At 67.0% G+C, this 26,667-nt stretch carries 24 protein-coding genes and 2 pseudogenes; 14 read left to right on the top strand and 12 right to left on the bottom strand.

The window, feature by feature from the left end:
- Positions 1–8: 8 nt before the first annotated feature.
- The 5 genes and pseudogenes from AC6I21_RS13930 to AC6I21_RS13910 form a co-directional block, all read right to left on the bottom strand.
- The gene (locus AC6I21_RS13930; protein WP_497762648.1) at positions 9–1,340 is read right to left on the bottom strand and encodes an MFS transporter; all 1,332 of its coding nucleotides are present in this window, start codon (positions 1,338–1,340) and stop codon (positions 9–11) included.
- Between the two features lie 255 nt (positions 1,341–1,595).
- Entirely contained in the window at positions 1,596–2,288 is a 693-nt protein-coding gene (locus AC6I21_RS13925) for an MFS transporter (protein ID WP_497762647.1), read from the bottom strand.
- Positions 2,289–2,346: 58 nt separating this feature from the next.
- Positions 2,347–3,105: pseudogene (locus tag AC6I21_RS13920) on the bottom strand (MFS transporter); the annotation flags it as partial.
- A 151-nt stretch (positions 3,106–3,256) separates the two neighbouring features.
- Positions 3,257–3,880, bottom strand: coding sequence for a TetR/AcrR family transcriptional regulator (locus AC6I21_RS13915; RefSeq protein WP_497762646.1), 624 nt, complete (start codon positions 3,878–3,880; stop codon positions 3,257–3,259).
- 224 nt (positions 3,881–4,104) lie between these two features.
- Complete coding sequence (locus AC6I21_RS13910) at positions 4,105–6,384, bottom strand: heavy metal translocating P-type ATPase (protein WP_497762645.1); 2,280 nt, start codon at positions 6,382–6,384, stop codon at positions 4,105–4,107.
- A gap of 253 nt (positions 6,385–6,637) precedes the next feature.
- Between AC6I21_RS13910 and AC6I21_RS13905 the strand changes: the two genes are divergently transcribed.
- The 6 genes from AC6I21_RS13905 (at position 6,638) to AC6I21_RS13880 (ending at position 10,819) form a co-directional block, all read left to right on the top strand.
- On the top strand, positions 6,638–7,093 hold the full coding sequence (locus AC6I21_RS13905) for a DUF6153 family protein (protein WP_138175618.1): 456 nt from the start codon (positions 6,638–6,640) through the stop codon (positions 7,091–7,093).
- Positions 7,094–7,212: 119 nt separating this feature from the next.
- Positions 7,213–7,800, top strand: coding sequence for a DUF305 domain-containing protein (locus tag AC6I21_RS13900; protein WP_497762644.1), 588 nt, complete (start codon positions 7,213–7,215; stop codon positions 7,798–7,800).
- Positions 7,801–7,877: 77 nt separating this feature from the next.
- Entirely contained in the window at positions 7,878–8,519 is a 642-nt protein-coding gene (locus AC6I21_RS13895; protein WP_497762643.1) for a CueP family metal-binding protein, read from the top strand.
- A 139-nt stretch (positions 8,520–8,658) separates the two neighbouring features.
- The gene (locus AC6I21_RS13890) at positions 8,659–9,144 is read left to right on the top strand and encodes a carboxymuconolactone decarboxylase family protein (RefSeq protein WP_497762642.1); all 486 of its coding nucleotides are present in this window, start codon (positions 8,659–8,661) and stop codon (positions 9,142–9,144) included.
- Positions 9,141–10,331, top strand: coding sequence for a pyridoxal phosphate-dependent aminotransferase (locus tag AC6I21_RS13885; RefSeq protein ID WP_497762641.1), 1,191 nt, complete (start codon positions 9,141–9,143; stop codon positions 10,329–10,331). Before AC6I21_RS13890 ends, AC6I21_RS13885 begins: the two co-directional genes overlap by 4 nt.
- A 131-nt stretch (positions 10,332–10,462) precedes the next feature.
- Positions 10,463–10,819, top strand: a complete 357-nt coding sequence (locus AC6I21_RS13880; RefSeq protein WP_138926880.1) for a DUF2695 domain-containing protein — start codon at positions 10,463–10,465, stop codon at positions 10,817–10,819.
- A gap of 66 nt (positions 10,820–10,885) precedes the next feature.
- Here the strand turns inward: AC6I21_RS13880 and AC6I21_RS13875 are convergent, their stop codons facing one another.
- On the bottom strand, positions 10,886–11,641 hold the full coding sequence (locus AC6I21_RS13875; RefSeq protein ID WP_175419432.1) for a DedA family protein: 756 nt from the start codon (positions 11,639–11,641) through the stop codon (positions 10,886–10,888).
- Between the two features lie 162 nt (positions 11,642–11,803).
- Between AC6I21_RS13875 and AC6I21_RS13870 the strand changes: the two genes are divergently transcribed.
- The 4 genes and pseudogenes from AC6I21_RS13870 to AC6I21_RS13855 all read left to right on the top strand — a co-directional run bounded on the left by AC6I21_RS13870 (position 11,804) and on the right by AC6I21_RS13855 (position 15,197).
- Complete coding sequence (locus tag AC6I21_RS13870) at positions 11,804–12,721, top strand: ABC transporter ATP-binding protein (protein ID WP_497762640.1); 918 nt, start codon at positions 11,804–11,806, stop codon at positions 12,719–12,721.
- Positions 12,718–13,473 carry an ABC transporter permease gene (locus AC6I21_RS13865; protein ID WP_138926878.1) on the top strand — a complete coding sequence of 252 codons (756 nt, stop codon included), beginning with the start codon at positions 12,718–12,720 and terminating at the stop codon, positions 13,471–13,473. Before AC6I21_RS13870 ends, AC6I21_RS13865 begins: the two co-directional genes overlap by 4 nt.
- Complete coding sequence (locus AC6I21_RS13860) at positions 13,470–14,594, top strand: sensor histidine kinase (RefSeq protein WP_497762639.1); 1,125 nt, start codon at positions 13,470–13,472, stop codon at positions 14,592–14,594. Before AC6I21_RS13865 ends, AC6I21_RS13860 begins: the two co-directional genes overlap by 4 nt.
- Positions 14,591–15,197 (top strand): annotated as a pseudogene (locus tag AC6I21_RS13855) (response regulator transcription factor). Before AC6I21_RS13860 ends, AC6I21_RS13855 begins: the two are co-directional and overlap by 4 nt.
- Positions 15,198–15,216: 19 nt before the next feature.
- Here the strand turns inward: AC6I21_RS13855 and AC6I21_RS13850 are convergent.
- Both AC6I21_RS13850 and AC6I21_RS13845 read right to left on the bottom strand, forming a co-directional pair.
- Entirely contained in the window at positions 15,217–15,717 is a 501-nt protein-coding gene (locus AC6I21_RS13850) for a DUF456 domain-containing protein (protein ID WP_138926875.1), read from the bottom strand.
- Positions 15,718–15,889: 172 nt separating this feature from the next.
- Complete coding sequence (locus AC6I21_RS13845) at positions 15,890–17,248, bottom strand: CynX/NimT family MFS transporter (RefSeq protein WP_497762638.1); 1,359 nt, start codon at positions 17,246–17,248, stop codon at positions 15,890–15,892.
- A 152-nt stretch (positions 17,249–17,400) separates the two neighbouring features.
- On the opposite strand from AC6I21_RS13845, the gene AC6I21_RS13840 reads away from it, so the two are divergent.
- The gene (locus tag AC6I21_RS13840; RefSeq protein ID WP_497762637.1) at positions 17,401–18,183 is read left to right on the top strand and encodes an AraC family transcriptional regulator; all 783 of its coding nucleotides are present in this window, start codon (positions 17,401–17,403) and stop codon (positions 18,181–18,183) included.
- Positions 18,184–18,275: 92 nt separating this feature from the next.
- Complete coding sequence (locus AC6I21_RS13835; RefSeq protein WP_497762636.1) at positions 18,276–19,091, top strand: enoyl-CoA hydratase/isomerase family protein; 816 nt, start codon at positions 18,276–18,278, stop codon at positions 19,089–19,091.
- A 76-nt stretch (positions 19,092–19,167) separates the two neighbouring features.
- Here the strand turns inward: AC6I21_RS13835 and AC6I21_RS13830 are convergent, their stop codons facing one another.
- Complete coding sequence (locus tag AC6I21_RS13830) at positions 19,168–20,769, bottom strand: long-chain-fatty-acid--CoA ligase (protein WP_497762635.1); 1,602 nt, start codon at positions 20,767–20,769, stop codon at positions 19,168–19,170.
- 277 nt (positions 20,770–21,046) lie between these two features.
- On the opposite strand from AC6I21_RS13830, the gene AC6I21_RS13825 reads away from it, so the two are divergent.
- On the top strand, positions 21,047–21,325 hold the full coding sequence (locus AC6I21_RS13825) for a hypothetical protein (protein WP_138175643.1): 279 nt from the start codon (positions 21,047–21,049) through the stop codon (positions 21,323–21,325).
- A gap of 78 nt (positions 21,326–21,403) precedes the next feature.
- Here the strand turns inward: AC6I21_RS13825 and AC6I21_RS13820 are convergent, their stop codons facing one another.
- Genes AC6I21_RS13820 through AC6I21_RS13810 form a run of 3 tightly spaced genes read right to left on the bottom strand, consistent with a single transcriptional unit; the run spans position 21,404 to position 25,198 of the window.
- Positions 21,404–22,243: a glycosyltransferase family 2 protein gene (locus AC6I21_RS13820; protein ID WP_497762634.1), complete on the bottom strand. Its 840-nt coding sequence runs from the start codon at positions 22,241–22,243 to the stop codon at positions 21,404–21,406.
- Between the two features lies 1 nt (position 22,244).
- Entirely contained in the window at positions 22,245–23,792 is a 1,548-nt protein-coding gene (gene rfaE2 / locus AC6I21_RS13815; RefSeq protein WP_497762633.1) for a D-glycero-beta-D-manno-heptose 1-phosphate adenylyltransferase, read from the bottom strand.
- Entirely contained in the window at positions 23,789–25,198 is a 1,410-nt protein-coding gene (locus tag AC6I21_RS13810) for an aldehyde dehydrogenase family protein (protein ID WP_497762632.1), read from the bottom strand. Before AC6I21_RS13810 ends, rfaE2 begins: the two co-directional genes overlap by 4 nt.
- Before the next feature lie 257 nt (positions 25,199–25,455).
- On the opposite strand from AC6I21_RS13810, the gene AC6I21_RS13805 reads away from it, so the two are divergent.
- On the top strand, positions 25,456–26,643 hold the full coding sequence (locus AC6I21_RS13805) for a glycosyltransferase family 9 protein (protein WP_497762631.1): 1,188 nt from the start codon (positions 25,456–25,458) through the stop codon (positions 26,641–26,643).
- Positions 26,644–26,667: the final 24 nt, after the last annotated feature.

The raw sequence follows: 26,667 nt of genomic DNA, 5'->3' as shown, positions 1-26,667 counted from the left end.
CCTACTAGTTAGACGTCCAGATCGCTGAGCTTGATGTGCTTCGTTTCTCTGGCACAGGCAACGGAGATGATGGAGATCAATCCCATGGCGGCGAGATAAAGACCGATTGCCATTCCCGTTCCAAACGCCCGGTAAAGTGCCAAAGCAATCAGAGGCGACAGCGAGCCTGCAATGAGCGATGCGATGTTGTACGCTACCGAAGTTCCGCTGTATCGGACTTGAGTGGGAAACAATTCCGAGAAAAATGCGCCGATGACCGAGCTGTAAGCCGCGAATATCAGAAGCCCGCCGATAGCCGCAAGAATAATCAAGGACGTTTTTCCTGTATCGAGCAGCGCAAAAAATGCGAAGCCCCACACGACAGTGGCGATCGATGCGGCGAAAAGCATCGGTTTTCTTCCGAGTTTGTCAGCAAGCATTGCGAGGAGAGGGATAGCGATTACGGCTACACCTTGTCCAATCATTACTGCCGTCAGGCCTACACCTCGGCTTATCTTCAGGATTTCGGTTACGTACGTGATGATGAACAATGAATAGATGTAGAAGCCTGCGTTCTCGCCCATTCGGCTCCCGGCAGCGATGAGAATTTCACGCCAGTTATTCCGGAACAAAGTTGCCAGTGGCAGTTTCCGAGGTCCCTTGTGTGAGCTTTCTTGTTTTTCCTGCGAAGCCTTGAATAGAGGAGTCTCTTCCACGTAAAGACGCAGGATTAGACCGATGAGCACTAGCAATGCGGAAAGGCCGAACGCAATTCGCCATCCCCAGGCGAGAAAAGATTCCTGAGTCATTGTGGCTGAAAGTACCGCTAGAACGCCAGCCGCTAGCAAGTTTCCTAGCGGAGGGCCGACATTCGGCCAGGACGCCCAGAACGCGCGGCGCTTTGAGTCGTTGCTGTACTCGGAGACGAGCAAGACTGCGCCGCCCCATTCGCCGCCCAATGCGAAGCCCTGAACTAGTCGCATCAGCAAAAGGATCAGCGGAGCGGCTACCCCGATAGCTTCGTAGGGAGGGATGAGGGCGATGAGTGTTGTCGAGATTCCCATCAGCATCAAACTTGCGATAAGCGTAGCTTTCCGTCCCTTGCGGTCCCCGAGATGACCCAAAACAATGGCCCCCAAGGGACGCGCCAGAAAGCCTGCTGCGAAAGTCCCCATGGCCAGCATGGTGCTCACAAAGGGATCATCGCTAGGAAAGTAAAGCTTATTGAAAACCAGCGCGGCAGCTGTGCCGTAAAGGAAAAAGTCATACCATTCCACTGCTGTTCCAGCGAGGCTGGACGCAGCGACCGTTGGTAGAGACGTGTGCGTTTTGATTTTTGGAGAAGATGCCGTCCGTGTCATCAGTCTCTCCTCGTCTAGAGGGTCAAGGGTGAGTGGCTATCGAAGACAGCCGACATACAAGAGTGATGCGCTTCACTAAATAGAACTGTAGACCACCTGTATACAAGTTGTCTACAGGTGGTACCGAAATTTTTCTGTTCTCTTTTCCCCGTTTAAAAAAGGTGTTACTGCCGCACAGAAGGCCGCGGGGCGTAGGCAGTGACTTTGTCACTGCCTACGCCCCGCGGCCTTCTGTGCGTGTTGGCGGATCCTCCGCTACCGGGCGGCGAGCGGGGATTCGCGGATCAGCATGGAGAGCAGCAGCGCGGCCCCGGCCAGGAACATCCCAATCAGGAAGATCTGCGGCATGGACCCGGCCACCGCCTGGGCCACCAGCTCCTGGCTGCGCTGCGGCAGCCCTGCGATCAGCTCGGGGGTCAGCGAACCCACCCCGCCGCCGGCGGCATCCAGCTGCACCCCGGAGGCGTTCAGGTTGCCGGCGAAGGTGGAGACGAACACCGAACCGAATACGGCGATGCCGGTCGAGGCGCCAATCATGCGGAAGTAGTTGGTCGCACTGGTGGCCACCCCCAGCTGCTGATGCGGCACCTGCGCCTGGACAATCACCACCAGGTTCTGCATCATTACCCCGATTCCGAAGCCCACCAGCAGCATGCCGGTGGCGGCGAACAGGTAGCCGGTGTCCACGCCCATGGTGCCCAGGAACGCGAGCCCGCCCAGCATCAGCACCGGCCCGGAGACCAGGAAGACCTTGTAGCGTCCGGTGCGGGAGACCAGCCAGCCGCTGCCCATCGAACCGACCACGTTGCCCAGGGTCATGGGGATCAGCATCAGCCCGGACATCACCGCGCTGGCGCCGTTGACCAGCTGGAAGTAGGTGGGCAGGTAGGAAATCGTGGCGAACATGACCACGCCCACCAGTACGCCGATGGTGGTGGCCAGCAGCACCTGCCCCGTTGCGGAACAGGCTGCCGGGCATCACCGGGGCCGCGGCGCGGCGCTCCACCAGCACGAAGGCGATGACCGTCAGCGCCAGGCCCGCGCCCAACCCCAGCACCAGCGCGGAGCCCCAGCCCTGCTCGCCGCCGAAGCTGGTCAGCAGGACCACCAGCACCGAGGCGATGCTCAGCAGCACCATGCCGGCGTAGTCCAGGGTTCCGGTGCGCCGCGGGGTGCCGGGCACGTGCAGGTACTTGAGGATGAAGCCCAGCGCGATCGCGCCCAACGGCAGGTTGATGTAGAAGATCCAGCGCCAGCCCCACGCCTCGGTGATGATTCCGCCCAGCAGCGGCCCGCTGATCGAGGCGACCGCGAACGCGGCCCCCAGCAGGCCCATGTACTTGCCGCGGTCCCGCGGCGGGACCAGGTCCGCGATGATGCCCTGCGCGCCGATCATCAGCCCGCCGCCGCCCAGGCCCTGCAGGGCGCGGAAGGCGATCAGCAGCGGCATGGATCCGGCCATCCCGCTGAGCACCGAGCCGGCCAGGAAGACCGCGATCGCGAAGACGAACACCGGCTTGCGCCCGAACTGGTCGCCGAGCTTGCCGTAGATCGGCAGCCCAATGGTGGAGGCCAGCACGTAGGCGGTGATCACCCAGGCCAGCTGGTCGAATCCGTGCAGTTCACCGACCATGGTCGGCAGCGCGGTGGCCACGATCGTCTGGTCCAGTGCGTTGAGCAGCACGGCCAGGATGAGTCCGGCGAAGACGAGCTTGAAGCCGCCGGTGCGAGTGGTCTCGCGGTTCTCCAGAAGTTTTTTAGTCATTGCCTGCCATCTGTTCCCTGCCAAGGGGTGTGGATACGGGGCGGCGCACAGCAGCGGGCACCGCATTGCCATTAACGATACTGAGCGGTTTCGTTAATGGCAATGCGGTGGCGGGGTGAGCTCCGGCACCGCCGGCAGCCAGGGGGCGGGGCTACTTCTGGTGATGCATCGCCGGCAGGATCACCTCGTCCACCACGCTTTCCACATAGGCGCGGTCCACCGGGCGGCGTTCGACCACCAGGCGGTGGAAGACCATGGCCGGCAGGATGCCCCGCGTGGACTGGGTGCTGGACTGCGCGCCCAGCTCCCCGCGGGCCCGTGCCTGCTCCACCACGGTCTGCACCAGGTGCGCCCGCGGGGTGGCGATATTGGCCATGTACAGCTCGTGCAACTGCTCGTCGCTGGGCAGGGCCGCCAACAGGTTCACGAAGATCGCATCGCGCATCGGATCCTGGGCGAACCAGATGGCGGTGAGCTGGATCAGGTCCTCGCGCAGCGACCCGGTGTCCGGGGCCGCGGTGTTCCATTCCAGGGAGCTGATCGCCGCAGCCAGCAGCTCGGTGCGCGAGGACCAGCGGCGGTACACGGTGGCCTTCGAGGCGCCGATGCGCGCGGCCACCTCATCCATGGTGAATTGGGCAAACCCCTGCTCGGCCAGCACCTGCTGGGCGCAGGTGAGGATCTGCTGATCGCGCGCGGCATCCCGGGGACGCCCGCGGCGCGGGGTAGGGGAAGAGGCGGCGGGGGGATTGGCGGGTTCTGCTTGATCACTCACCCTGCCAGTGTAGCCAGCGGGCGGCGCGAGGCCGACGGGGCGCTCGGGCGTTGGGCAGCCCTCCGCGTGTTGCCGGTCACGGGGACGGGAATCCGGGACCAGGCGGCGGTGGCCGGTGTCTGGCGCAGGACACCGGCCACCGCCGCTTGCGCCTCGATTCACGGGGGGCCGGCTCCCTGCCCGGGTTGCCGCCGGGGCACTTGGGGCCGGTGGGGGCGATGCTGCTAGCGCTGCCCGGCCGTGGCCGGTTCCCGCTGCGGGGTCCGGCCTGCCGTCCCGGCCAGCTTCTGCGGGTCCAGCTCCACGCGGCGCAGCAGCTGGGCGTTCAGCGCCACCACAATGGTGGACAGCGACATCAGCACCGCACCCACCGCCGGGGAGAGCACGAAGCCAATCGGGGCCAACACGCCGGCGGCCAGCGGCACCGCCAACACGTTGTAGCCGGTCGCCCAAGCCAGGTTCTGCAGCATCTTGCGGTAGCTGGCGCGGGAGAGCTCAATCATCGAGACCACGGCGCGTGGGTCGTTGCCGGCCAGCACCACCCCGGCCGATTCCATGGCCACGTCGGTGCCGGCGCCAATGGCGATGCCCACCTCGGCGCGGGCCAGGGCCGGGGCGTCGTTCACCCCGTCACCGACCATCGCCACCGACTTGCCGCGGCGCTGCAGCTCGACCACCTTGCTGTCCTTGTCCTCCGGCAGCACGTTGGCAAACACCTCATCGATCTGCAGTTCGGCCGCGACCGCGTCCGCCACCTGCTGGGCGTCCCCGGTGATCATGGCCACCTGGACCCCGCGCTGGTGCAGGGCCGCCACCGCGTCGCGGGAGGCCTCGCGCACCTGATCCTCCAGGGCCAGTGCCCCAATCACCTTTCCCTCGCGCAGCACGTGCAGGATGCTGGCGCCGCGCTGCGTCCAGGTGCTGATCTCCTGGGCAATTTCCGCCGGGGATTCCACGCCCAGCTCGCGCAGCAGGTTCGGTCCGCCCACGCGCACCTCTGCGCCGTCCACCGTGGCGCGCACGCCCCGGCCGGTCTGCGAGGAGAAGTCACTGCCGTGCAGCTGGTGGGCCGAGGCCTGGGGGTGCTCCTTGGCGGCGGCGACGATGGCGCGGGCCACCGGGTGCTCGCTGTCGGCTTCCGCCGCGGCGGCCACGGAAAGCAGCTCGCCCTCGGAAACCGGGGAAACCGCCGCGGTGCTGGTCACCGCGTGGGCGCCCTCGGTCAGGGTGCCGGTCTTGTCAAAGAGCACCACGTCAATGTTGCGCATGCGCTCCAGTGCGATGCGGTTCTTCACCAGCACCCCGGAGCGCGCGGCGCGTTCGGTGGAGATGGCAATCACCAGCGGGATGGCCAGGCCCAGCGCGTGCGGGCAGGCAATGACCAGCACCGTCACGGTGCGCACCACCGCGTCATCGGGTTGGCCGATGAGCATCCAGATGATGAAGGTCAGGATGCCGGCACCCAGGGCAAACCAGAACAGCCAGGCGGCCGCCCGGTCGGCCAGCGCCTGGGCGCGGGAAGAGGACTGCTGGGCCTCGGAGACCAGGCGCTGGATTCCGGCCAGCGCGGTGTCCTCGCCGGTGGCCTGCACCTCAACGCGCACCGAGTTGTCCGTGGCCACCGTTCCGGCCACCACGTTCTGCCCGGCGTCGCGGTAGACGGTCTTGGACTCGCCGGTGATCATCGACTCGTCGAACTCCGCGCCGCCACCCACAATCCGTCCGTCGGCCGGAACGCGGGCGCCGGAGCGGACCAGGACCGTATCGCCGGCCTGCAACTGGTCCAGGGTCACGGTTTCGGTGCCGTTCTCCGTCACCTTCTCCGCCTCATCGGGCAACAGTTCGGCCAGCGCATCCAACGCGCCGGAGGCCGCGCCCAGGGCGCGCATCTCCATCCAGTGTCCCAAGAGCATGATGACCACCAGCAGCGCCAGCTCCCACCAGAAGTCCAGCATCAGCCCGCCAATGCCCAGGCTCGTTGCCCAGGAGGCGATCAGGGCCACGGTGATGGCCATGGCAATCAGCAGCATCATTCCCGGCTGGCGGGACTTCAGTTCAGAAACACCTCCGGAGAGGAAGGGCCAGCCGCCGTAGAAGTAGATGACGGTGCCCAGGATCGGGGCAATCCACTGGACCCCGGGGAATTGGGGAATCTGGTAGCCGAGCAAGTCGGCGAACATCGGGCTGAAGTAGACCACGGGAATGGACAGCACCATGCTGATCCAGAACATCTTGCGGAATACGGCGGCGTGATCGCCGTGGCCACCATGTCCACCATGTCCGCCGTGGCTGGCATGTGCCGAATGGTCTTCGTGCCCGGCGTGATCCTGGTGATCCGCCGGATGCTGGTGCTCCAAGTGCTCCGCGTGCTGGGCGGAATGCCCTGCTCCGGCATGCAGGGCATGTTCCTGGCGCCCTTGGCGGTGTTCTGCGTGCGCTGAAGATTGCGGTTGTCTTGAGTGGCCGTGGCGGCCTTGGTGCTCTTCGTTCTCGGAGGTACTCATGATGCCCCTTTCGCGTTCGCTGTGGAAACCATGGGTTGTGGTTGCTCGTCCTGGTTAGAGCTGCCGGTGGCGGCTTGAGTGCTCTTCATTTCCTCCACCACAGTCGAGACTATACCCCCTAGGGGTATTAAATCCAGTGAGGGTGAGCGAATCATCAGGAACAGACAAGGCCCCTGTCAGCCCACGCGCCGGCGTGAAGATGGAACTTCCCTGCTTAGGGGGCTCACAGTCCATGTGGCTAGAATCTGCAGATATGAACATCCCACCCGTCCTGCGGCAGCCGCCGGCGCCGTCGGTGCCCGGCACCCTGCCCGGCATGTTGCGTGGGATTCTGCTGGCCGCGGCCGTCGTGGTGGGTTTGCTGCTGATGCATGGACTGAACCTGCACGGCACCGCACCTGCCCATGAGGCCCATCCCTTCACCGCCGCCGGGCAGCTGGCACAGACACCGGCGGCCACCGACAACCAGCATCTGCTGGCCGATACCTCTGCCGTGGGATGCGCCGAATGCCAGAAAAGCGGTGACCAGCAGGTGGTGAGCGCCGCCTGTGTCGCCGCGCTGCTGCTGCTTTTCCTCACCCTCGGCGTGCTGCCAGCCTTCTGGGCCCGCCGCATCGGGTTCTGCCGGGCAGGACCCGGGTACCGCCTCCGGGCACGGCGCTTCCGGCCAAGCCCATCGCTGCACGCGCTGTGTATTAGCCGCACCTGATCGGCAGGCTCCCGCGCGCCTTCCTGCGCTTCCGGCGGGAGTCGAAAACCCATGCCCCGGCACACGGACTTTCGATCCGTTCGTGCCCTCAGCGATGCGAAATCACGGAGAAAACCCACATGAAGAAGCCAATTGCCGTTCTTGCTGCCCTGAGCCTGGGCCTTACCCCAGTGCTGGTCGGGTGCGCCACCCAGGATCAGGACCCGGGGGCCACCCCGGAGCAGACCGCCACCTCCGCCCGGACAGCAAGCGTTAACGACGCGGACAAGTCCTTTGCCGCGATGATGAGCGTTCACCACGAGCAGGCCATCGAAATGAGCGACATCATCCTGGCCAAGCAGGGCATCGACACGCAGGTGACCAACCTGGCCGAGCAGATCAAGGAAGCCCAGGGCCCGGAAATCGAGAAACTGCAGTCCTGGCAGCAGGAGTGGGGCGTGGAAGAGTCCCACAACATGCACGACATGGGCCACGGGGACGGGATGATGAGCGAGGAAGACCTGCAGGCCCTGCAGGAAGCCGAAGGGGTGGACGCCTCCAAGCTGTTCCTTGAGCAGATGATTGCCCACCACGAGGGGGCCGTGACCATGGCCGAGGACCAGATTCGCGACGGGTCTTACCAACCGGCCATCGATATGGCCGAACAGGTCGTCAACGATCAGCAGGCCGAAATTCAGCAGATGAAGGACATGCTGGCCGGCCTGTAACCGACCCCCAAAAAACCACTCCACTCCACGCGCGGTGGGCCCCTGGCCCACCGCGCACCCCAGCACGAGGAACCACCATGGCAAAGCCGACAACACCCAAGCACAACCGCCACCGCACCGCCGCCGGACACACAGCCCGTGTCCTTGGAGTGCTCGCCGTGGGGGCGCTGGCCCTGACCGGGTGCAGCAGCACCCCGGAACCGGCCCCCACCACCAGCGTGCAGGCCGCCGACTCCACGCAGCAGTTCCTGAGCGCCCAGGGGCTCGACGGATTGAACACCACCCAGATCGTCGACCGCCTGGATGCCCTGCCGGTGAGCGAACGCAGCCAAAGCCTGATCGCCTCGGTGCGGCCCGCGGGACTGGTTCTCATGGATGACCAGCAGGAAGTCACCCTGCCGATGCCGGAGGACAAGTTCTACCTGTCCTTCGCCCCCTACCAGCAGCAGACCCACGACTGCCACTTCCACAGCCTGACCACCTGCCTGGGGGAGATGCAGAACTCCGACGTGAAGGTCACCGTCACCGACAACAAGACCGGGCAGAAGCTCGTGGACGAATCCATGCAAACCTTCGACAACGGATTTGTGGGGCTCTGGCTGCCACGCGGCATGGAGGGGACTCTGACGGTCGAGGCACAGGGCAAGAGCGGAACGACCAACATTTCCACGGTCTCCGATGAGGACGCGACCTGCCTGACCACCTTGCAGCTGACCTAGCCCCTCGGACCCGGGCAGTCGCACGCTGACCGGGAGCGAAAGGAAATTGGGGACTCACGCCGGCGGGCCGTGCCGGAACCGGCACGGCCCGCCGGCATCCGCTGGCTCGGGGAGCGGGGGCGCATACTAGACTCGGCTTATGGCTGTTTCTGATCCGCTGTTCCTGGACAAGTCCAATCCCGAGCTGTGGCGCTCCATCGTCGCCTTCTCCGAGCAGCTGGGGGAGTCGTACCGCAAGGCCGGCATTGACGCCCGCTTGGCAGAAATGGTGAACCTGCGGGTTTCACAGATCAACGGGTGTTCCTACTGCCTGGACCTGCACACCCGCCGCGCCCTGGAGGCCGGGGAGAGCATGCAGCGCATCGCCCTGCTGGGGGTGTGGGAGGACGCGGATCTTTTTGACGAGCGCGAACGCGCCGCCCTGGTCATCGCCGAAGCCGCGACGGAGCTGCCGTGCCACGACGAGCGGGTCGCCGCACTGGCCAGCGCCCGAATGGTGCTCAGCGACGAGGAGTTCTCCGTCATCCAGTGGCTGGCCATCTCCATGAATGCGTTCAACCGCATCTCCATCCTCTCCCGCCACCCGGTGCGCCCGCGCGAATTCAAGGTGCAGGCCAAGAAATGAAGGTTTCCCGCCGCGCCCAGGTTCCGGGCTTTGAAGTCATGAAGATTGTCGAGCAGGTGGCGGTGTTGCGCGCCCACGGCCAGGACGTGATCTCCTTGTGCGTTGGCGAACCCGGTGGCGGCGCCCCCGGGGCCGTGAACGACCGGGCCGCCGCATTGCACGGCGAACACCAGGAATTTGGCTATACCCCCGCCCGCGGCCTGACCTCCACCCGCCAAGCGGTGGCCGGGCACTACCACCGCCAGTACGCGGTGCCGGTGCCGGTGGAGAACGTGGTGATGACCACCGGCTCCTCCGGAGCCTTCCAGCTGGCGTTCCTGGCCGCCTTTGACCAGGGAGACGTGGTCGCGCTGGCGCGGCCCGGATATCCGGCCTACGCCAACATCCTGCAGGCGTTGGGGCTAACAGTCGTGGATCTGCCCACCGGGCCGGCCGAACGTTTCCAACCCAGTGTCGAACTGTTGGAAAAGGCCCGGGCCGAACACGGACGACTGGACGGGCTGATCATCGCCTCACCGAACAACCCGACCGGCACCATGTTCTCCGAAGCCGAATTGGACCAGCTTGCCAGCTGGTGCCACGAGCAGGGGGTGCGGCTGGTCAGCGACGAGATCTACCACGGCATCGAGTTTGACCCCGAGCGTCGTTCGCAGACCGCCTGGAAGTATTCGGACAGCGCCATCGTTGTTTCTTCCTTCTCCAAATACTGGGGCATGACCGGCTGGCGGCTGGGCTGGATGCTGGTGCCCGACGACCTGGTCGAGGCCGTGGATGCGCTGGCCTCAAACCTGGCGCTGTGCGCCCCGGCCCCGGCACAACAGGCGGTGCTCGCGGCATTCGAGGAATCCAGCTACCGGGAGGCCGAGGAACGAGTGGCGGAGTTCGCCCGGACCCGCGCCCTGGTCCTGGAGGGGCTGCACAAGCTCGGCATTAGCCAGGCGGCCCCTGCCGACGGCGCGTTCTACCTTTACGGGAAGCTCGCCCAGGAGGTGTTGGGCGAATTTGAAACGGCCTCGGACTACTGCACCGCCCTCTTGCAGGAGGCGGGAGTGGCCCTGACCCCGGGCGGCGATTTTGATCCCTTTGCAGGACACCAGTACATCAGGCTGTCCTTTGCCGCCGGGTACGAGCGCGTGGCCGAAGCGCTGGACCGCGTCGAAGCATTCCTTGCAAGGCATGTAGGTTAGTCAACTGGGATCTGTAGGCAAGAGACCCATTGCGGGTGGTTGTCCACAAACCGGCGGCGACTGGCCGCGGCGCGGGCGTGAAGCGGTGAAGCTGGCAGGGACCTGATCCCTCCAGCAGTAAAGGAGCCGACATGTCGGATCTGCCCGAACCCGTGGACCACGAATGTCTGATCTGCTTTTTGTACCGAATGGCCCGGGACTTTGACTGCGATTGCACGCTGCGGTTCCTCATCCACTACCGGAACACCGCGGCACCACGCGCCACTGCCCTGGAACGCAAGATCAATCTGCTTGGTGCGTACTGTGACTGCGAGGTGTTGATGAACGCGGTACGCCCGGCCGGTGCGGCCACGGCCCGGCTGTTGGATGATGCCGCCGACATTGTCTGCCACGGAGTACGCCGCGGCTGCATCCAACCCTGTGACCAGTGGTTGATGCGCCGCGGCGTGCAATGGGGCGGCGGACAGTTCCGCCGCCGTTCTGCCTAGCCCTCCCTGCGCCGGGAGCCCCGAAGGCGGTTCGCCGGACGCAGGATGCCCGGCAGCCGTGGTGATCTAGTTGTTGGTGGAGTTCGAGCGGGATTCCTGAGCTGGAGCATCCTGGCTCTCGGCCTTGGCGTTCTTCCGCGCGGTCATCGATGCCTTGACCAACTCGAAAACGATCGGGATGATCGAGATGAAAACGATCAGGATGAAGATCAGGTCGATGTTCTGCTCGATCCACTCGATCTGTCCCAGCCAGTAGCCCAGCATGGTCACCCCGACGCCCCAGAGCAGGGCACCGAGAAGGTTGAACCACACAAAGGTGCTGTGCTTCATCTTCGCCACACCGGCGATGACCGGGACGAACGTGCGCACCACCGGCACGAAACGGGCCAGGACCACAGCACGGCCGCCAAAGCGCTCAAAGAAGTCGTGGGCACGCCGGACATTGGACTGCGAGAAGAAGCGGGAGTCCTCGCGTTTGAAGATCGCGGGCCCCGTCTTCTTGCCGATCATGTAACCGGTCTGGTCACCGGCGAAGGCACAGACGAAAATCGCCAGGCAGAACAGCCACAGCGGGATGTGAATGGTTCCGGTGGCAATGAGCATTCCCACCGTGAACAGCATGGAGTCCCCGGGCAGGAAGAAACCGACCAAAAGGCCGGTTTCGGCGAATACGATGCCGCACACCAGCAGCAGCACCCAGGGGCCGAGGGCAGGGTCGTTCAGGAATACGGCAGGGTTCAGCCAGTCAGGCAGAAACGCGGCACCCAGCGGCAGTACGCCGCCCTGGGATGCAAAAGAGGCTAGGGAAGAAAGATCAGGCACGGTAAGAAGATTACGGGATTATTCTGAGAGTTTCCCAGCCAATTGAGCGAAATCACCGCCCCCGCCGGCGCTAGACGCGATGCCGCCCCATGACATTCGTCATGCCCAGCTCATGACTTTTGGCTCTCCGCGTTGCCGCCCGCCCAAACCAGACTGGGAAACATGCAAACACTGACGAAAGCCGACGCCGTCACCCTGCAGGGGTTGGGCAAGACCTTCAGCGCCGGCGGCACCCGCGTCGAGGCGGTCAGGGACCTGGATTTGGTGATCCCCACCGGGCAGATCGTCGCGCTGCTGGGCCCCAACGGCGCGGGCAAGACCACCACGGTGGACATGATCCTCGGGCTCACCCCGCCAACCAGCGGCACCGCCCGCGTGCTGGGTCTGGACCCGCACCGCGCGGTCAAGAGCGGACGGGTCTCGGCGGTCATGCAGACCGGAGGGCTGCTGCGGGACATGACGGTACGCGAAACGATCACGGTCATCGCCTCCATGCACCGGATGCCCGAACGGGTTGAAGCGGTCATGCAGCGCACTGGCCTGGACGCCATCGGCAAGCGGCGGGTCGGCAAATGCTCCGGCGGTGAACAGCAGCGCATCAAGTTCGCCCTGGCCCTGCTGCCCGACCCGGATGTGCTGATCCTGGACGAGCCGACCGCCGGCATGGATGTGCGGGCCCGGCGTGACTTCTGGCAAACCATGCGGGCCGAGGCCACCGAGGGGCGCACCATCATCTTTGCCACCCACTATCTGGAAGAGGCGCAAAACTTCGCCGAACGCACGGTGCTGATGGCCCACGGCCAGGTGGTTGCCGACGGCGCCACCGAACAGCTGCGCCAGATGATCTCCGGGCGCAAGGTCGTGGCGACCCTGCCCACCGCCGCATCGATTGACCACGCACTAAACGGTGCAGGCCAGGTGCGGCTGGAGGAGCGCAACGGCCTTCGCGCCACCTTCCGCTGCCAGGACTCGGACGCCTTTGCCCGCCTTCTGCTGACCGAGTGCGGGGCCTACGACCTGGAGATCACCGCGCCCAGCCTGGAGGAAGCCTTCATTCACCTCACGCAGGACGCATCATGAACGCCACCTACATCCGGGTCGAGTTCGCCCGGCACCTGCGCGACGGCTACAACCTGGTCTTCTCCCTGCTGATGCCCAGCGCCATGTACGTGCTCTTTGGCAACATCCCCTCCTACACGGATCAGGAACTGGGCTTCGGCAACGTGAAGTTCTACGTCATGGTGTCCATGGCCGCCTACGGTGCGGCCGTCTCCACGGTGGCGATTGCCGGCACCGTGGCCACCGAAACCATGCAGGGCTGGGGCCGCCAGGTGGCGCTGACCCGCATGCCGCCGGCGACATTTGTCTCCTCGAAGATGCTCGTGGCCACCACGGTGGCCGCGATCTCCTCGGCCCTGGTCTTTGCCCTGGGTGCGGCGACCGGGGCGCAGGTGAGCGAGAACTGGATTTGGGCGGCCAGCTACCTGATCACCATCGGCGGTTCGCTGATCTTTGCCTGCTACGGAATCGGGGTGGGCATGGTCTTCAAATCCGAGTCCGCACTGGGCCTGGCCGGTGGGCTGATGGTCTTCTTCGCCTTCTTCGGCAACGTGTTCATGCCGCTGGAGGGCATGATGCTGGACATTGCCCGGTTCACCCCGATGTACGGCTACGTGGCGCTGATCCGCTACCTGCAGTTGCGCGAGGTGGCCCCGGAAACCGGGTTCGCCCCCGACCCATTGTGGATGCCAGTGACTAATCTGGTGCTATGGGCAGTGATCTTCGCGGTGTTCGCGGTCGTTGCGACCCGCAAGGCGCGGGCGCGGCAGTGACGGGATTAGAGGCCTCGCAACGCGAGGCCGATGAGTTCTGGGCCCGTTTTGGCTGGTGGATCTCCGGGGTTTGGATCCTGTTTCTGATCTTCCCGGTCCTGCAGCTGATCCAGGGGGAGTACCCCGCCGCCATCCGGGTCATCGGGTTGGGTCTGACCGCGGTGTTCGCCGCCGTGTACCTGCGCGGCTATGCCCGGTTTTCCTGGGCGGTAGGTTTTGGCGGTGCCCGCCAGGCGGAGGCGTTGTGGTACTTCGGCGCGCTGGTGGGCATTGTGCTGCTGGGCATCCCGGTGCTGCGCAGCGGCAGCCTGGGCCTGATTCCATTCATCACTTCCTATGCCGCTTTCCTGCTGCCGCGCAGGGTCCTGTACCCCACCTACGCGGTGGCCACGGTGCTCTGCTTTGCGTTGCCGGTCATTTTTGGCGATTTCCTGGACATGCTGTTTTTGATCGGCCTGAACCTGGTGCTGATGGTCATCTACTACGTCACCTCCAGCGCGATCGAGCATTCGGTGGCGGCCGAACAGTTGCGGGCGGACTACCTGGTGCTCAGCGAACAGGAACGAATGGCCCGCGACGTGCATGACGGGGTGGGGCATTCACTGACTGCCCTGAACCTCAAGGCCCAGCTGGCGTTGCAGCTGATGGACGCCGGGCAGTACGAGCGGGCCCGCGGCGAGGTGGAGCAGCTGTCCAGCCTGGCGGTCTCCGCCCTGGATTCGGTGCGCACCACGGTGCACGGGATCAACCGGGAGGATCTGGGTGCGGAGCTGGAGGAGCTGCGTCGGGCGTGCGCCGATAACGGGATTACCTTCAACCTGGTGGGCAACGCCGAACACATTCCCTCCGCGCTGCGCTCCCATGTGGCCTGGGTGGTGCGCGAGGCCATGACCAATGTGCTGCGCCATGCCCACGCCTCCGCGGTGTGGGTGCGCCTGGAGCAGCACAGCGTCAGCGTTGATGATGACGGGGACGGGCTGGGCGCCGCCGCCGAAGGTCACGGCATCCGCGGCATGCGCGAACGGGCCCGGCTGTTTGGGGCCAGCTGTACGGTGGGGGAGTCGGCGCTGGGCGGCACCAGCGTGCACATTGATTTTGGGCGGACGGGGAGCAATACATGATCAGGGTGTTGATCGCCGATGACCAGCATCTGGTGCGCGGGGCGCTGGCCGCGCTGCTGAGCCTGGAGGCGGACATTGAGGTGGTCGCCGAATGCTCCGACGGGGACGAGGTGGCCGCGGCCCTGGCTGAACACCCGGTGGACGTGGCCCTGCTGGATATCCAGATGCCCCGGCAGGACGGGTTGAGCACCGCGGTGCAGGTGCGGGCGGAGCATCCGGGGGTGAAGATCCTGATTGTCACCACCTTTGACCGTCCGGAATATTTCCGCCAGGCCTTCGACGCCGGTGCCCACGGCTTCCTGGTCAAGGACGCCTCCCCCGGCCGAGTTGGCCGCCGCGGTCCGCCGGGTGTACGCCGGGGGCCGGGTGGTTGATCCGAAGCTGGCGATGATCAGTGTCCAGTCGGCGGTGAACCCATTGACGGAGCGGGAACGTGAAGTGCTGGCCCTGGCATCCAGCGGCCAGCCGGTGTCCGCGATCGCCACGCAGATCCACCTCTCCGTGGGCACCGTGCGCAACCACCTATCCAGTGCGATTGGCAAGACCAGTGCGGCGAACCGGATCGAAGCGGCCCGGGTGGCGCAGGACAACGGCTGGATCTAGGACGGTTTTCCGTTCCGCATCAGCGGGTGGCGAAGTGGGTGATCAGGCCGATGACCCAAATGGAGCTGGCCAACAGCACGCACCCAAATTCAATCAGGATGCCCCAGCCCATCGCCTTCAGCGCCGACCAGGACGAGTCAAAGGCGGTGCCCAGATCCCGGTGGCGGCGGGCTTCGCCGGCGAACAGGCCCACCGCGAAGCCGACGAACAGTCCGAGCACCGGGATGACGAAGGCGCCGATCACCGCGCCCAGCAGGGCCCAGAAGATGGAGCCGCGCGGCACCCGGTGTTGCTTGAGCTTGCGCCCGGTGAGCACCGCGGAGGCGGACCACCCCAGGGCGGCGATCAGCATGCCCAGGCCGGCCGCCCACCAGGAGGCGGCGCTGCCCAGCAGCCAACCCCACCCCAGCAGGGTCAGGATCGCCAGCAGGGAGCCGGGCAGCACCGGGAAGATGGTGCCCAGGGCGGAAACCACCAGCAGCACGCCGGCAAGGATGGTGTAAATGATCTGTGCGTCCACGGTTACAGTGTGACATGCCATCCCCGGTGGAACCCCCATTGGCCCTGCCACCGCTCACCGGGGGCAGGGCAAGCCAGGACTGGGGCACGAGGGCTGGGAACGGGCCACGCAACACCACGGTTGCCCCCCGCCCAGCGGTGGCCGGTGCGCTGGCTGCCCGGAGGTTAGGGACCTAGGCTTCCACGCGCTCGGTGACCGCCGGGGTTGGCGATTCCGGGTCCTGCCATCCGCGGGCCTGCACGAGCCGGGGACGGCTGGCGGCGATGCCGGCCACCAGCTGGGCCACCAGCAGCACGCCCAGGACGCCGATCGGCACGACCCATTCACCGGTGAGCCCGTGCAGCGCGCCAATGCCGATGGGCCCCAGGCCCGCCAGCAGGTAGCCAAAGCCCTGCGCCATGGTCGAGAGGTGGCCGGTGAAATGGGTGTTGGGTGAGCGCCAGACAATGTAGGACAGCGACAGGCTGATCGAGGCGCCCTGCCCCAACCCGAGCAGCGTCATCCACACCAGCGCGCCGGTGGCGGGGAGGAACGCCAGACCGAGGTAGGCGGCGCCGGTCAGGGCCACGGCCAGCACCACCGGCAGCCAGGTGGCCCGCACCCGCACGGCCAGGGCCGGGGTGAACAGTGAGGCCACGATGCCGGGGAAGGCGGAGTAGGCAAGCATCCACCCGGCGGTGCTGGCATCCATGCCGGCATCCTGCAGCATCGTGGGAACCCAGGTCAGCGCGACGTAGTAGCTGACGCTTTGCAGGCCCATGAGAACCGTGACCGCGATCGCCACCGGATCGGCGAGCATTGCCCGGAACGGCGGTTCACCGCGTTCGGTGGGGGCATCGGCCACGGCCGGGCTGGCCTTGAGCCGTCCCGGAAAGCGGCCCAGCTGCGGGATCCAGACCAGCAGCGCCAGCAGCGCGGGCACCGCCCAGAGCGCCAGGGCCGCCTGCCACTTTCCGTCCAGCGCGGTGACCAGGGGTGCGGTGAGACCCGATGCCAGGGCGGCGCCGACAAACAGCGCGGTGGAGTACAGGCCCATCATCAACCCCGCACGGTGCGCAAAGTCCTGTTTGATGGCTGCGGGCATCACCACATTGCCCACCGCGATCGCGGCGCCCACCAGCACGGTGCCGGCGAACAGGGCCAGCAGGCTGGGGTGCAGGCGAAGCAGGATTCCCGCCGCGAGCGTCAGCATGGTCACGCCCAGCAGCCGGTGCATCCCGATCCGACGGGTCAGCCCGGGGGTGAGGAAAGCGAAGAGCCCAAAGGCGAAGACCGGGATGGTGGTGAGCAGGCTTGCCGCGGTGGCCGACAGGCCCAGCGTCTGGCGGATCTCTGCCAGGACCGGGCCGATCGCCGCCACGCCAATGCGCAGGTTCAGGCCGATCAGGATCAGCCCCGCACCGAGCAGCAGCAGCGCCCATCGGCCATGGGCGCGTTCGGCGGGCTGGCCCACCTCCGGGGCGGAGGGAGGTTCACCGCCGGGAACGGGATAGGTTTCCAGGGCAGCGGCGTCTTCGGGGCGCGGGGTCATCGGATCCTTGCTTCAACATCGTTCGGGGGGGGGGATAAAAGTGCGTTGGGCCAGATCCCTGGCCGTGGTCGCCGGCCTTAGGCGCGGTGGTGCACTGTGCTTCCATGTTTTCGCCCGCCACCCTTGACGCTCAACCGGTAGAGTGACTCTTGATGCTGAAAACTCGCCACGACCTGCTTTCACCCGAGCAGACGCTGCTGCTCGGGCACGATCACTTCACGCCCGCCCACCTTCACGATGAAGGCCACCTGGTGTATCCGGCCAGCGGGGTGCTATCCATGCTCACCGATGCCGGATCCTGGATCGCCCCCTGGAACCGTGCGGTGTGGATCCCCGGAGGGTTCATGCATCAGCACCGCGCCCACGGCCACACCGACATGCGGATCGTTTTCATGGGAGAGCGTTTCGCCGCGCTGCTGCCCGAACGCCCGGCCGTGCTGGCCGTCTCGCCACTGGCCCGTGAGGCCACCCTTGCCCTGACCGGGCAGCGGCGGCGGGCAGCGGCGGTGCGTGACCGGTTGCGCATGGTGATCATTGATGAACTCACCGTGACGCCGGAACAGCCCCTGCACCTGCCCGAACCGCACAACGACCGGCTGCGCGCCGTCACTCGCCTGGTGGGACGCGACCTGGCCGACCCGGCCAGCCTGAGGGAACTGGGGCACCGCGTCGGGGCGAGCGAACGCACCCTCAGCCGCCTTTTCCAGGCCGAAACCGGAATGAGTTTCCGACAGTGGCGCACCCAGCTGCGCATCCATCACGCCCTGCTGCTGCTCACCGACGGGGTGTCCGTGCTCGATACCGCCACGGCCTGCGGGTGGAGCAACCCCAGCACCTTCATTGATGCATTCACCGCTCTGGTGGGGGTGACCCCGGGCAACTATCAGCGGACGCTGCATGCGCCGGCGGGAACCGGGCAGGAACGCTGGGGATGAGCTTGCCGGACAATGACCGCAAGGACGAGGCCAAGGGGCCGTGCGGCCGGAAAAAATCGGCCGCGGGCGAACCACGAAACCAAGGCACGGGGATGACGCAAACCTTCCAGGAAATAGCAGTGGACAAAAGCGGGCAGGTCGCGACCATCTGGTTGCGCAATCCGGCCCAGCACAACGCGCTGACGCTGGGCATGTGCCAGGAACTCATCCAGGCCCTGGCGTGCCTGGGGGAGGATCCGCACATCAGGTGCATCATTCTGCGCGGAGAGGGCAAGGAATTCAGCGCCGGCATCGCCATCAACGAGATGGACCGGGTGCTCTTCGATGAGGATCGGCAGGGCAACCCGCTGAACCACTTTGACCTGCTCGATATGGCCATCGTGAGCTGCCCGGTGCCCACCGTGGCGGCCGTGGAGGGCAACTGCTTTGGTGGAGCATGGCAGCTGGCCGCGGCCTGCGACATCCAGCTGGCGGCGGAGAACGTCCGCTTCGCCATCACCCCGGCCAAGCTCGGGCTGGTCTACCCGCAGCGCGGCATTGAGCGCCTGCGCGACCGCGTCGGCCAGAGCCGAGCCCGCTACCTGCTGTTCAGCGCCGCGTCCATCAGCGCGGCGAAGGCCGTGGACTGGAATCTCTTCACCGACCTGGTGCCGGCCGACGGCATGGAGCGGGCGCTGGAGGACCTGACCGGGCGGCTGGTGGCCAATTCACCGTTCTCCATCCGGCAGACCAAGCAGGTCATGGGGATGGGTCCTGCAAACGGGCAGGTGACGGAGCACTGGCGGCGGTTGTGGGCGCAGAACGCGGCCAGCACGGACCTGACCGAGGGGCGCCGGGCGTTCCTTGAACACCGCCGACCCGATTTTTCCACCCACCGACCCGAGGGCGGGGCGGGCCAGGATTCCTGAAGGTCCACACTGCTTCACGCCACGCTCCGGCCGGGACAGTCCGCAGGGTGCGAACCGTCCCGGCCGGCAGGCGGGCTTAAACCGTGGCGCTGTCCTGCCCGGCCAGCGTGCCCCGGCCCGGCGCGTCCTCCTGGCCGTGGCGTGCCACCAGCTCGCGCTTGAGGATCTTGCCGCTGGGACCCAGCGGGAACTCGGAAATGACCTCAATGTGGCGGGGGTACTTGTAGGCGGCGACCCGTTCGCTGATCCACGTGCCGATGCTCCGGGCGTCCAGGTTTGAACCGGCTTCCAGTGTCACTGAAGCGGCCACCTCCTGGCCATGGGTGGGGTGCGGCACCCCGTAGACGGCCGCGTTGGAGATCTCGGGATGGCTGATGAGCACCTCCTCCACCTCTCGCGGATAGACGTTGTAGCCGTTGCGCAGGATCATGTCCTTGGTGCGGTCCATGATGCGCAGGTAGTCATCCTCGTCCTTCGTTCCCAGGTCCCCGGTGCGGAACCACCCGTCCACCATTGCCTCGGCCGTCGCCTCGGGCCGGTTCAGGTAGCCGGAGAACATGTTGTGGCCGCGGACCACTAGTTCGCCCAGTTCCCCGCGCGGCAGCAGCTTGATCGAATCGCGAACCAGCGGGTCGGCGATCTCCACATCCACACCCCACACCGGGGTGCCGATGGTGCCCGGACGCGGTTCGCGGCCCACATGGTTGAAGGTGGCGGCCGGGGAGGTTTCGGTCAGCCCGTAGGCCTCGTGGATGCGCGCCCCGAAGCGGGCCTCGAACGCCTCGAGCACCGCCACCGGCAGCGACGCGCCGCCGGAGACCCCGTAGCGCAGCTTGGTCGGCTTGTCGGTGCGCTGCCGTCCAGCCTCCAAAAGCGCCACATACATGGTGGGCACCCCGATGAACACGTCGATTTCCTCATCCAGCAGCAGGTCCAGGGCACCCTGCGCGGTGAACTTGGGCAGCAGCATGAGTTCGCTGCCGGCCCGCAGCCCGGTGTTCAGCACCGCGGTCTGCCCGAAGATGTGGAACAGCGGCAGCCCGCCGAAGATCTTGTCTCCGGCGCGCATGTCAATGGTGTTCACCAGCAGGGTGTTGGTCTGCTCCACCAGGGCCAGGTGTGAACCCATGGCCCCCTTGGGCTTGCCCGTGGTGCCGGAGGTGTACAAGATGGTGGCCATGTTCTCCGGGTGCTGCGGAACATAGGTGGTGATCGCTTCCGCGCGCTGGGCCCGGTCCTCCAACCGGTCCGAGCCCAGCTCTTCCGGGGCCATGACGCTGAAGACCTGCACCCCGGCGGCCTGGGCGCCTGCGCTGCCCTCGCCCAGCAGCGGGGCGGCGCAGATCATGAGGGTGGCCTGCGAATCTTCCAGCACGTAGGCAATCTCGTGCCGCTTAAGCAACGCGTGGATCGGTACTACGACGGCCCCCAAGGACAACACCGCATAGTAGACCCGCGCGAAGTCGGTGACGTTGGGGATCAGCACCGCGACGCGGTCCCCTTCGGTGATGCCGTGTTCCCGCAGGGCGCCGGCATATGCCCGGGTCTCATCCCACAGCTGCGCGTAGGTGGTGCTCACCCCGCTCATGGTGATGGCATTGCGCTCGCCGAAGCGGGTGGCTGATTCGGCGAGGATCGCGGCAACGGACATGGTGAGGTTTGATGCTGGGCGAGTCATCGGTACTCCTTGCGGGATGGAAGTGTGAGTCCAGTCACAAATTGTGATTACTCCATAGTAGTGAAACTGGGTATCAATTCAAGGCATGAAGTGTCATGTTGGGTCATCGGGGGCGTCAAACCGCGCCAGCAGGGGTGTTCGGTGAACCTGAAAAGTTCCCGGTGGTCGTGGCCAGCGCGGCGCGCGCCTGCGTAGCGTGGCGCCTATGGGCACCGCGACCTGTCATCGCACACGCCCCGGTGCCCGCGGCAAACACCGATGAGTACTAGGAGGGAACATGGCTTCCGAATCGAAGACCACCGTGGACCACGATGAGATTCGTCAGTGGGTGGAGAAGAACGAGGGCAGCCCTGCCTGCGTGCGTTCCACCGGGGACGCGGATGACCCGGGCATCCTGCGCTTCGACTTCCCCGGGGGCGCCGGGGAGGACGCCCTGCAGCACATTTCCTGGGAGGACTGGTTCGACAAGTTCGACGCCGAACGCCTGGCCCTGCTCTACCAGGAGCACAAGGCCGACGGGGAGGCGAGCACCTTCTTCAAGATCGTCAAGCGCTGACCGGCAGTCAGGTCAGCTGGCAAGGACCCGGCCGACGGCAGCAGTGCCGTCGGCCGGGTCTTTGCCTGTGCCGTGGTTCTAGCCCTTCACGGGCCGCGGGGAATCCAGGACCACATCGGCCGCTTCGGTGGAGCGGTCGGTCACCGTGGTCTCCGATTCCAGGTGCACCGCGGGGGAGGGGATGAGCCCGGCCCCGCCGAAGCGCTCCATGACCCGCAGCTGGGCCACCATGTCCTCACCGGCGTGCGCCGCCGGCAGCTGGCGCCAGAATTCGAACCCGCCGCATTCCTCGAGCTTCGCCCGGTCAAAGAGCACGCAGCCGCCCACCCAGGCGACCTTGTACAGCCGCCACTGCTGCGGCGCGATCCCCAGCTGCTGGGCAATGTGGGACAGGTTCGCGGCGTTGTGCAGCGTCCAGCGCTCAAAGTTCGCATCCCCCGGACGCAGCCTTTCCGGCCGCGGCGGCTGCTCCCACAGCTCGAACGGCTCCTGCTCCTGGGGCCGGCGGTCCTTCAGGTAGGACAGCCCCTGCACTGCGGCCCCGATGAAACCGCAACCGGCCCAGTCCATGGCCTGCTGCAGCTGGCTGATCCCCTGCGGGGAGAGCCAGATGTCATTGTCCAGGAACAGGACCCGTTCCGCGGTGGCCCGGCGCAGCAGGAAGTCGCGCTGCTGGGCCATGCCGCGGCGCGGCAGGTTGCGTTCCAGGGCGACCGTTCGGCCCTGGGTGCGCAACACCCGGACCATCGCCTCCACGGCAGGGTGCTCCCATCCGGGCGTCGCGTCGTTCTGGTCGGCGATAATCACGCCGAACTCACAGTCCTGCTGGCCGGCCAATCCGGCCAGGGTGACCGCCAGTTCCGCTTCCCGCGCGAAGCTGGGAATCAACACCTGCAGACTTGGGGTTGTGCCGGCCATCTCAGCCTCCCGCTTCCGGGGACTGTTCGGCGACCTTGGCCGCCGCGCCGTTGCCGGCCGCCCCCTGCTGGGACATGCGGCGCAGCAGCCCGGTGGTGGAATGATCCGAGACGTAGTCCAGGATCCGCACCTGACCGCCGTACTCGCGCACGCTGGCGCTCTCGGCGAGCATCTGCTCGGTGTAGTCCCCGCCCTTGGCGTAGATCTCCGGCTGCAGCGACTGGATCAACGGCACCGGGGTGTCCGAGTCGAAGACCGTGACATAGTCCACGCAGCTGAGCGCCTCAATCACCGCGGCCCGGTCGGCGACCGGATTCACCGGCCGCCCCTCACCCTTGAGCCGGCGCACCGACTCATCCGAGTTCAGGGCCACCACCAGCACATCACCCAGCTCCTTGGCCTGCTCCAGGTAGCTGGTGTGCCCCCGGTGCAGCACATCAAAGCAGCCGTTGGTCAGCACCACGCTCTGCCCGTCCTCACGGTGCCGGCCAATGGCCCGCGCCAGATCCCCCGTATTGAAGTGCACCCGTGACGCGCCGCCCAGGTGGGCCCGCAGGTCCGCGGTGCTGCACACCGAGGTGCCCGGACGGTGCACCACCACGGTGGCCGCGGCCTGCGCCAGCTCCAGTGCGATGTTGCGCGGCAGCCCGGCCGCGCAGCCCAGCGACAGGGCGGCCACGAACGTGTCCCCGGCCCCCGAGGCCTGCTTCTCGGTCACCGGCCGCGCCCACGTGCGGTGTTCGCGGCCGCTGGCGGTGAAGTAGATGGTGCCCTCCTGGTCCAGGGTGACCACCACCGCCCGGGACCCGGTCTGCGCCAGCAGCTCGGTGTGCCGCTCACGCAGCAGCGCCACCCGGTCCTGCGGGCGCTGGCCCTCCCACCCCAGCAGGCCCAGGGCCTCCTGGGCGTTGGGGGTGGCCAGGTCCGGGACCAGCGCGGCCCACGGGCGCGGGTCGTGGGCGTCAATGATCACCAGCTGGTCCGGGTCGCGGTCGGCCAGCTCGGCCACCAGCGCGTCATGCACCTGGCCGCGCAGCATCCCCGAATCGTAGTCGCACACCACCACCACGTCCGCCCCCTTCACGGCCGCGGCCACCCGGTCGGCGACCGCCTGCAGCGCCTCGGCGGGCACGGTGCGGGACTGCTCGTCGAGGCGGAAGAGGATCTGGTCCCCGCCGATGATCCGGTCCTTGGTGGTGGTGGCCGCCTGCTCGTGCTCCACCAGGGCGCTGGTGTCGATGCCCTCCTGCTCCAGCAGCTGGCGCAGCCGGATGCCGGCCCGGTCCCGGCCCACCAGCCCCAGCATCCGCACCGCCCCGCCCAGCCGGGCGGCGTTCATGGCGGTGTTCGCCGCGCCGCCGGGCGCGTAGGAGCGTTCACGGACCTCCACCACCGGGGCCGGGGCCTCACGGCAGAAGCGTTCGATGTCCCCGTGCCACCAGCCGTCAAGCATGACATCGCCGACCACGGCCACCACCGGGGCGGCCTCGGCCAGCAGCTGGGGGACCTGTTCGGTCAGGGCGTGCAGTTGGTCTAGTGGCGACTTCATGGGGTCCTCCGTTCCGGGGCGCTCACGTGGACGACCTTGGTGAGCGTGAATTCATCCAACAGCTCCGGCCCGTAGCCGAAACCGGCGCCGCTGTCCCCGCGGGGTTCGGCAGCTCCGCCCGGAGCCCCGCCGAAGACCGCGTTGACCTTCACGGTGCCCACCGGCAGCCCGGCGACCGCCTGCTGCAGGTGGGCGATGTCGGCGGTGAGCACGCTGGCGGCCAGTCCATAGCGTCCGGCGCGGGCCTTGGCCAGTCCCTGTTCGAAGTCGTCCACGACTTCCACCGGGGCGATTGGTCCGAAGGTTTCCTCGTCCATGACGCGCATGCCCGAGGCGCACTGCAGCAGCACCGTGGCCGGGTAGTGGGCGCCGGGTCCCTCGGGCAGCATTCCGCCCTCGGCGGCGACCGCGCCGCTCGCCAGTGCCTGGCGCACCTGTTCGTGCACGCCCTCGCGATGGGCGGCGTCCACCAGCGGCTGGAAGTCGCCCGAGGCGTTGCGCTGGCGGGCCTGCTCGGTCAGGGCCCGGCAGAATTCGGCGGCGATGTCCCGGTGCACGTAAATGCGTTCCACGCTGGTGCAGATCTGTCCGGCGTTGGCGAAGCAGCCCAGCGCGGCCTGCTCGGCCGCCCACTGGGGGTCCACCCCGGCATCCACCAGCAGCGGGTCGTTGCCACCGTTTTCACGGATCAGATGCGCCGAGGTGGCGGCGGCGACCTCGGCCAACCGGGCGCCGGTGGCGCTGGAGCCCACGTGGGCGATCACCTGCGCCTGCCCGGCCTCGCTTAGCACCCGCCCGGTGGCGGCATCCCCGAGCACGGTGCTGAACACCCCGGGGGCGAAGATCGGTTCGAGCAGCTCACCCAGCCGCGCCCCCACCTGCGGGCAGCGTTCGCTGGGCTTGTGCACCACGGTGTTGCCGGTGACCAGTGCGGCCCCGATCAGCCCGGCCGCCACCGCGACCGGGTCGTTCCAGGGGGTGAGCAGCAGTGCCACGCCGCGCGGTTCGCTGACCGTGTAGTTGGTGGCCAGCTGGTCACCGCACAGGGAGTGCCCGCGGTGCACCGGGCCCAGCTCGGCGTACTGGCGCAGCGTCGCGGCCCCGGCCTGCACCCCGCCCAGGGAATCCTGCAGCGGCTTGCCGGTTTCCCGGCGGTTCAGCTCGGCCAGTTCCTCGGCGGCGTCCTCCAGGGCCTGCGCGGCCCGGTGCAGCAGCTGGCCGCGCTCGGCAGGACTGGTGGCGGCCCAGTCGGTGGCTGCCGTGCGAGCGGCGGCCAGCGCCCGGTGGGCTTCCTCGGGGCCGGCGATGGGGAGGGAGCCGACCTGCTCGCCGGTGGCCGGATCCATGATCACCATTTGCCCGGTGTCGCGGTCTGCTTGCGTGCTTGGTGCCGGAGCGGTGGACATCGCGTTCCTCCTTCAGTCAGAAAATCAGCTCTCAAAGCTCTGGTTCAGCGGCCCCGGGCACCCAAGGTGTCCACAAGGCCCTGCTACCGCTGAGGTACCCGCTTGGCGGCATTTCAGTCACCGCGGACCCAAGTTCCCGGCAAGTGCTCAGGATCACGTTGCCAACCTCCGCCCGGCGGTAGGGTATGCCCTCAGAAGCCCATCTGACGGCGCGAATGCGCCCCGGGAGCACGTGTGGCAGGAAAGGCAAGGAGATAATGAACGAGACCGCCGTCGGGCCCGTGGCCCCACCTTTCGAATCCATTGGGAGCATCGCCGTGCTACGTGGCGGCGGGTTGGGAGACCTGCTGTTTGCCATGCCGGCCATCCATGCGCTGGCCGCGGCCTATCCGCAGGCCCGGATCACGCTGCTGGGCACTCCGCTGCATGCCGAACTGCTGGCCGGCAGGCCCGGACCGGTGGATGAGGTGGCGGTGCTGCCCTTCGCCGAAGGTGTGCGCCCGGGCGGCAGCGGGGACACGGCCGCGGATGCGCAGCAGGTGCAGGACTTCCTGGCCAGGATGCGTGAACACGAGTTCGACCTGGCCGTGCAGGTACACGGCGGGGGGCGGTTCTCCAACCCCTTCCTGCTGGAACTGGGCGCGAAGCACACGGTGGGCACCCGCACCGAGGACGCGGCGGAACTTGAACGCACCATCCCGTACCACTACTACCAGCACGAGGTGCTTCGGGCCCTGGAGGTGGCCGGGATGGCCGGGGCCACCACCACCGCGTTGAGCCCGCGCATCGAGGTGACCGAACACGATCGGGACGAGGCACGCACGGCGTTGGAGGCACTGGCGCGCAGCCTGCCGGACGCCGCCGGGCGCCGGGCACCGCGCCTGGTGATCCACCCCGGAGCCTCCGACGCACGCCGGCAGTGGCCGGTCGAATCGTTCGCCGCCCTGGCCACCCGGGCCGTGACCGACGGCTACCAGGTGCTGCTGGTCGGTGCCGGGGCGGAGGCCGAACTGTGCCGGCGGATCTGGGAGCAGGTGCCCGCCGAGCAGCGCGAGGCCGTGCACGTGCTGGCCGGGAAGCTCAGCCTCCCGGGCCTGGTCGGGGTGCTGGAGTCCGCGGACGTCATGCTGGGCAATGACAGCGGGCCGCGTCACCTGGCCCAGGCGGTGGGGACCCCCACCGTGGGAATCTTCTGGGCCGGGAACATGATCATGGCCGCCCCGCTGGAGCGCAGCCGCCACCGGGTGCACCTGGGCTGGGTGACGCACTGCCCGGAATGCGGCATCGACGTGACCCAGGTGGGATGGAATGCGCCGCGCTGCGACCACACCTTCCCGCTGACCGCTGCGGTGAGCGTGGATGAGGTTTATGCGAATATCACCGACCTGACCGCCAGCGGCGAGCTGCTCTCGGCAGGACGCCACCTGCAGAGCGCGACCGAGTAGCCAACGCCCGCAGCCGGAAACGCA

The organism is Glutamicibacter sp. St.4D3, from assembly GCF_059728615.1.
This window is presented reverse-complemented; position numbering and strand designations above follow the sequence as displayed.

Coding starts and splice junctions, on each gene's coding strand:
- rfaE2 (WP_497762633.1), bottom strand. CDS start 23,792: ATGAAGTCGCCACTAGACCAACTGCACGCCCTGACCGAACAGGTCCCC.
- AC6I21_RS13805 (WP_497762631.1), top strand. CDS start 25,456: ATGAACGAGACCGCCGTCGGGCCCGTGGCCCCACCTTTCGAATCCATT.
- AC6I21_RS13880 (WP_138926880.1), top strand. CDS start 10,463: ATGTCGGATCTGCCCGAACCCGTGGACCACGAATGTCTGATCTGCTTT.
- AC6I21_RS13905 (WP_138175618.1), top strand. CDS start 6,638: ATGAACATCCCACCCGTCCTGCGGCAGCCGCCGGCGCCGTCGGTGCCC.
- AC6I21_RS13835 (WP_497762636.1), top strand. CDS start 18,276: ATGACGCAAACCTTCCAGGAAATAGCAGTGGACAAAAGCGGGCAGGTC.
- AC6I21_RS13865 (WP_138926878.1), top strand. CDS start 12,718: ATGAACGCCACCTACATCCGGGTCGAGTTCGCCCGGCACCTGCGCGAC.
- AC6I21_RS13825 (WP_138175643.1), top strand. CDS start 21,047: ATGGCTTCCGAATCGAAGACCACCGTGGACCACGATGAGATTCGTCAG.
- AC6I21_RS13810 (WP_497762632.1), bottom strand. CDS start 25,198: ATGTCCACCGCTCCGGCACCAAGCACGCAAGCAGACCGCGACACCGGG.
- AC6I21_RS13840 (WP_497762637.1), top strand. CDS start 17,401: ATGCTGAAAACTCGCCACGACCTGCTTTCACCCGAGCAGACGCTGCTG.
- AC6I21_RS13885 (WP_497762641.1), top strand. CDS start 9,141: ATGAAGGTTTCCCGCCGCGCCCAGGTTCCGGGCTTTGAAGTCATGAAG.
- AC6I21_RS13910 (WP_497762645.1), bottom strand. CDS start 6,384: ATGAGTACCTCCGAGAACGAAGAGCACCAAGGCCGCCACGGCCACTCA.
- AC6I21_RS13820 (WP_497762634.1), bottom strand. CDS start 22,243: ATGGCCGGCACAACCCCAAGTCTGCAGGTGTTGATTCCCAGCTTCGCG.
- AC6I21_RS13930 (WP_497762648.1), bottom strand. CDS start 1,340: ATGACACGGACGGCATCTTCTCCAAAAATCAAAACGCACACGTCTCTA.
- AC6I21_RS13870 (WP_497762640.1), top strand. CDS start 11,804: ATGCAAACACTGACGAAAGCCGACGCCGTCACCCTGCAGGGGTTGGGC.
- AC6I21_RS13830 (WP_497762635.1), bottom strand. CDS start 20,769: ATGACTCGCCCAGCATCAAACCTCACCATGTCCGTTGCCGCGATCCTC.
- AC6I21_RS13900 (WP_497762644.1), top strand. CDS start 7,213: ATGAAGAAGCCAATTGCCGTTCTTGCTGCCCTGAGCCTGGGCCTTACC.
- AC6I21_RS13890 (WP_497762642.1), top strand. CDS start 8,659: ATGGCTGTTTCTGATCCGCTGTTCCTGGACAAGTCCAATCCCGAGCTG.
- AC6I21_RS13895 (WP_497762643.1), top strand. CDS start 7,878: ATGGCAAAGCCGACAACACCCAAGCACAACCGCCACCGCACCGCCGCC.
- AC6I21_RS13845 (WP_497762638.1), bottom strand. CDS start 17,248: ATGACCCCGCGCCCCGAAGACGCCGCTGCCCTGGAAACCTATCCCGTT.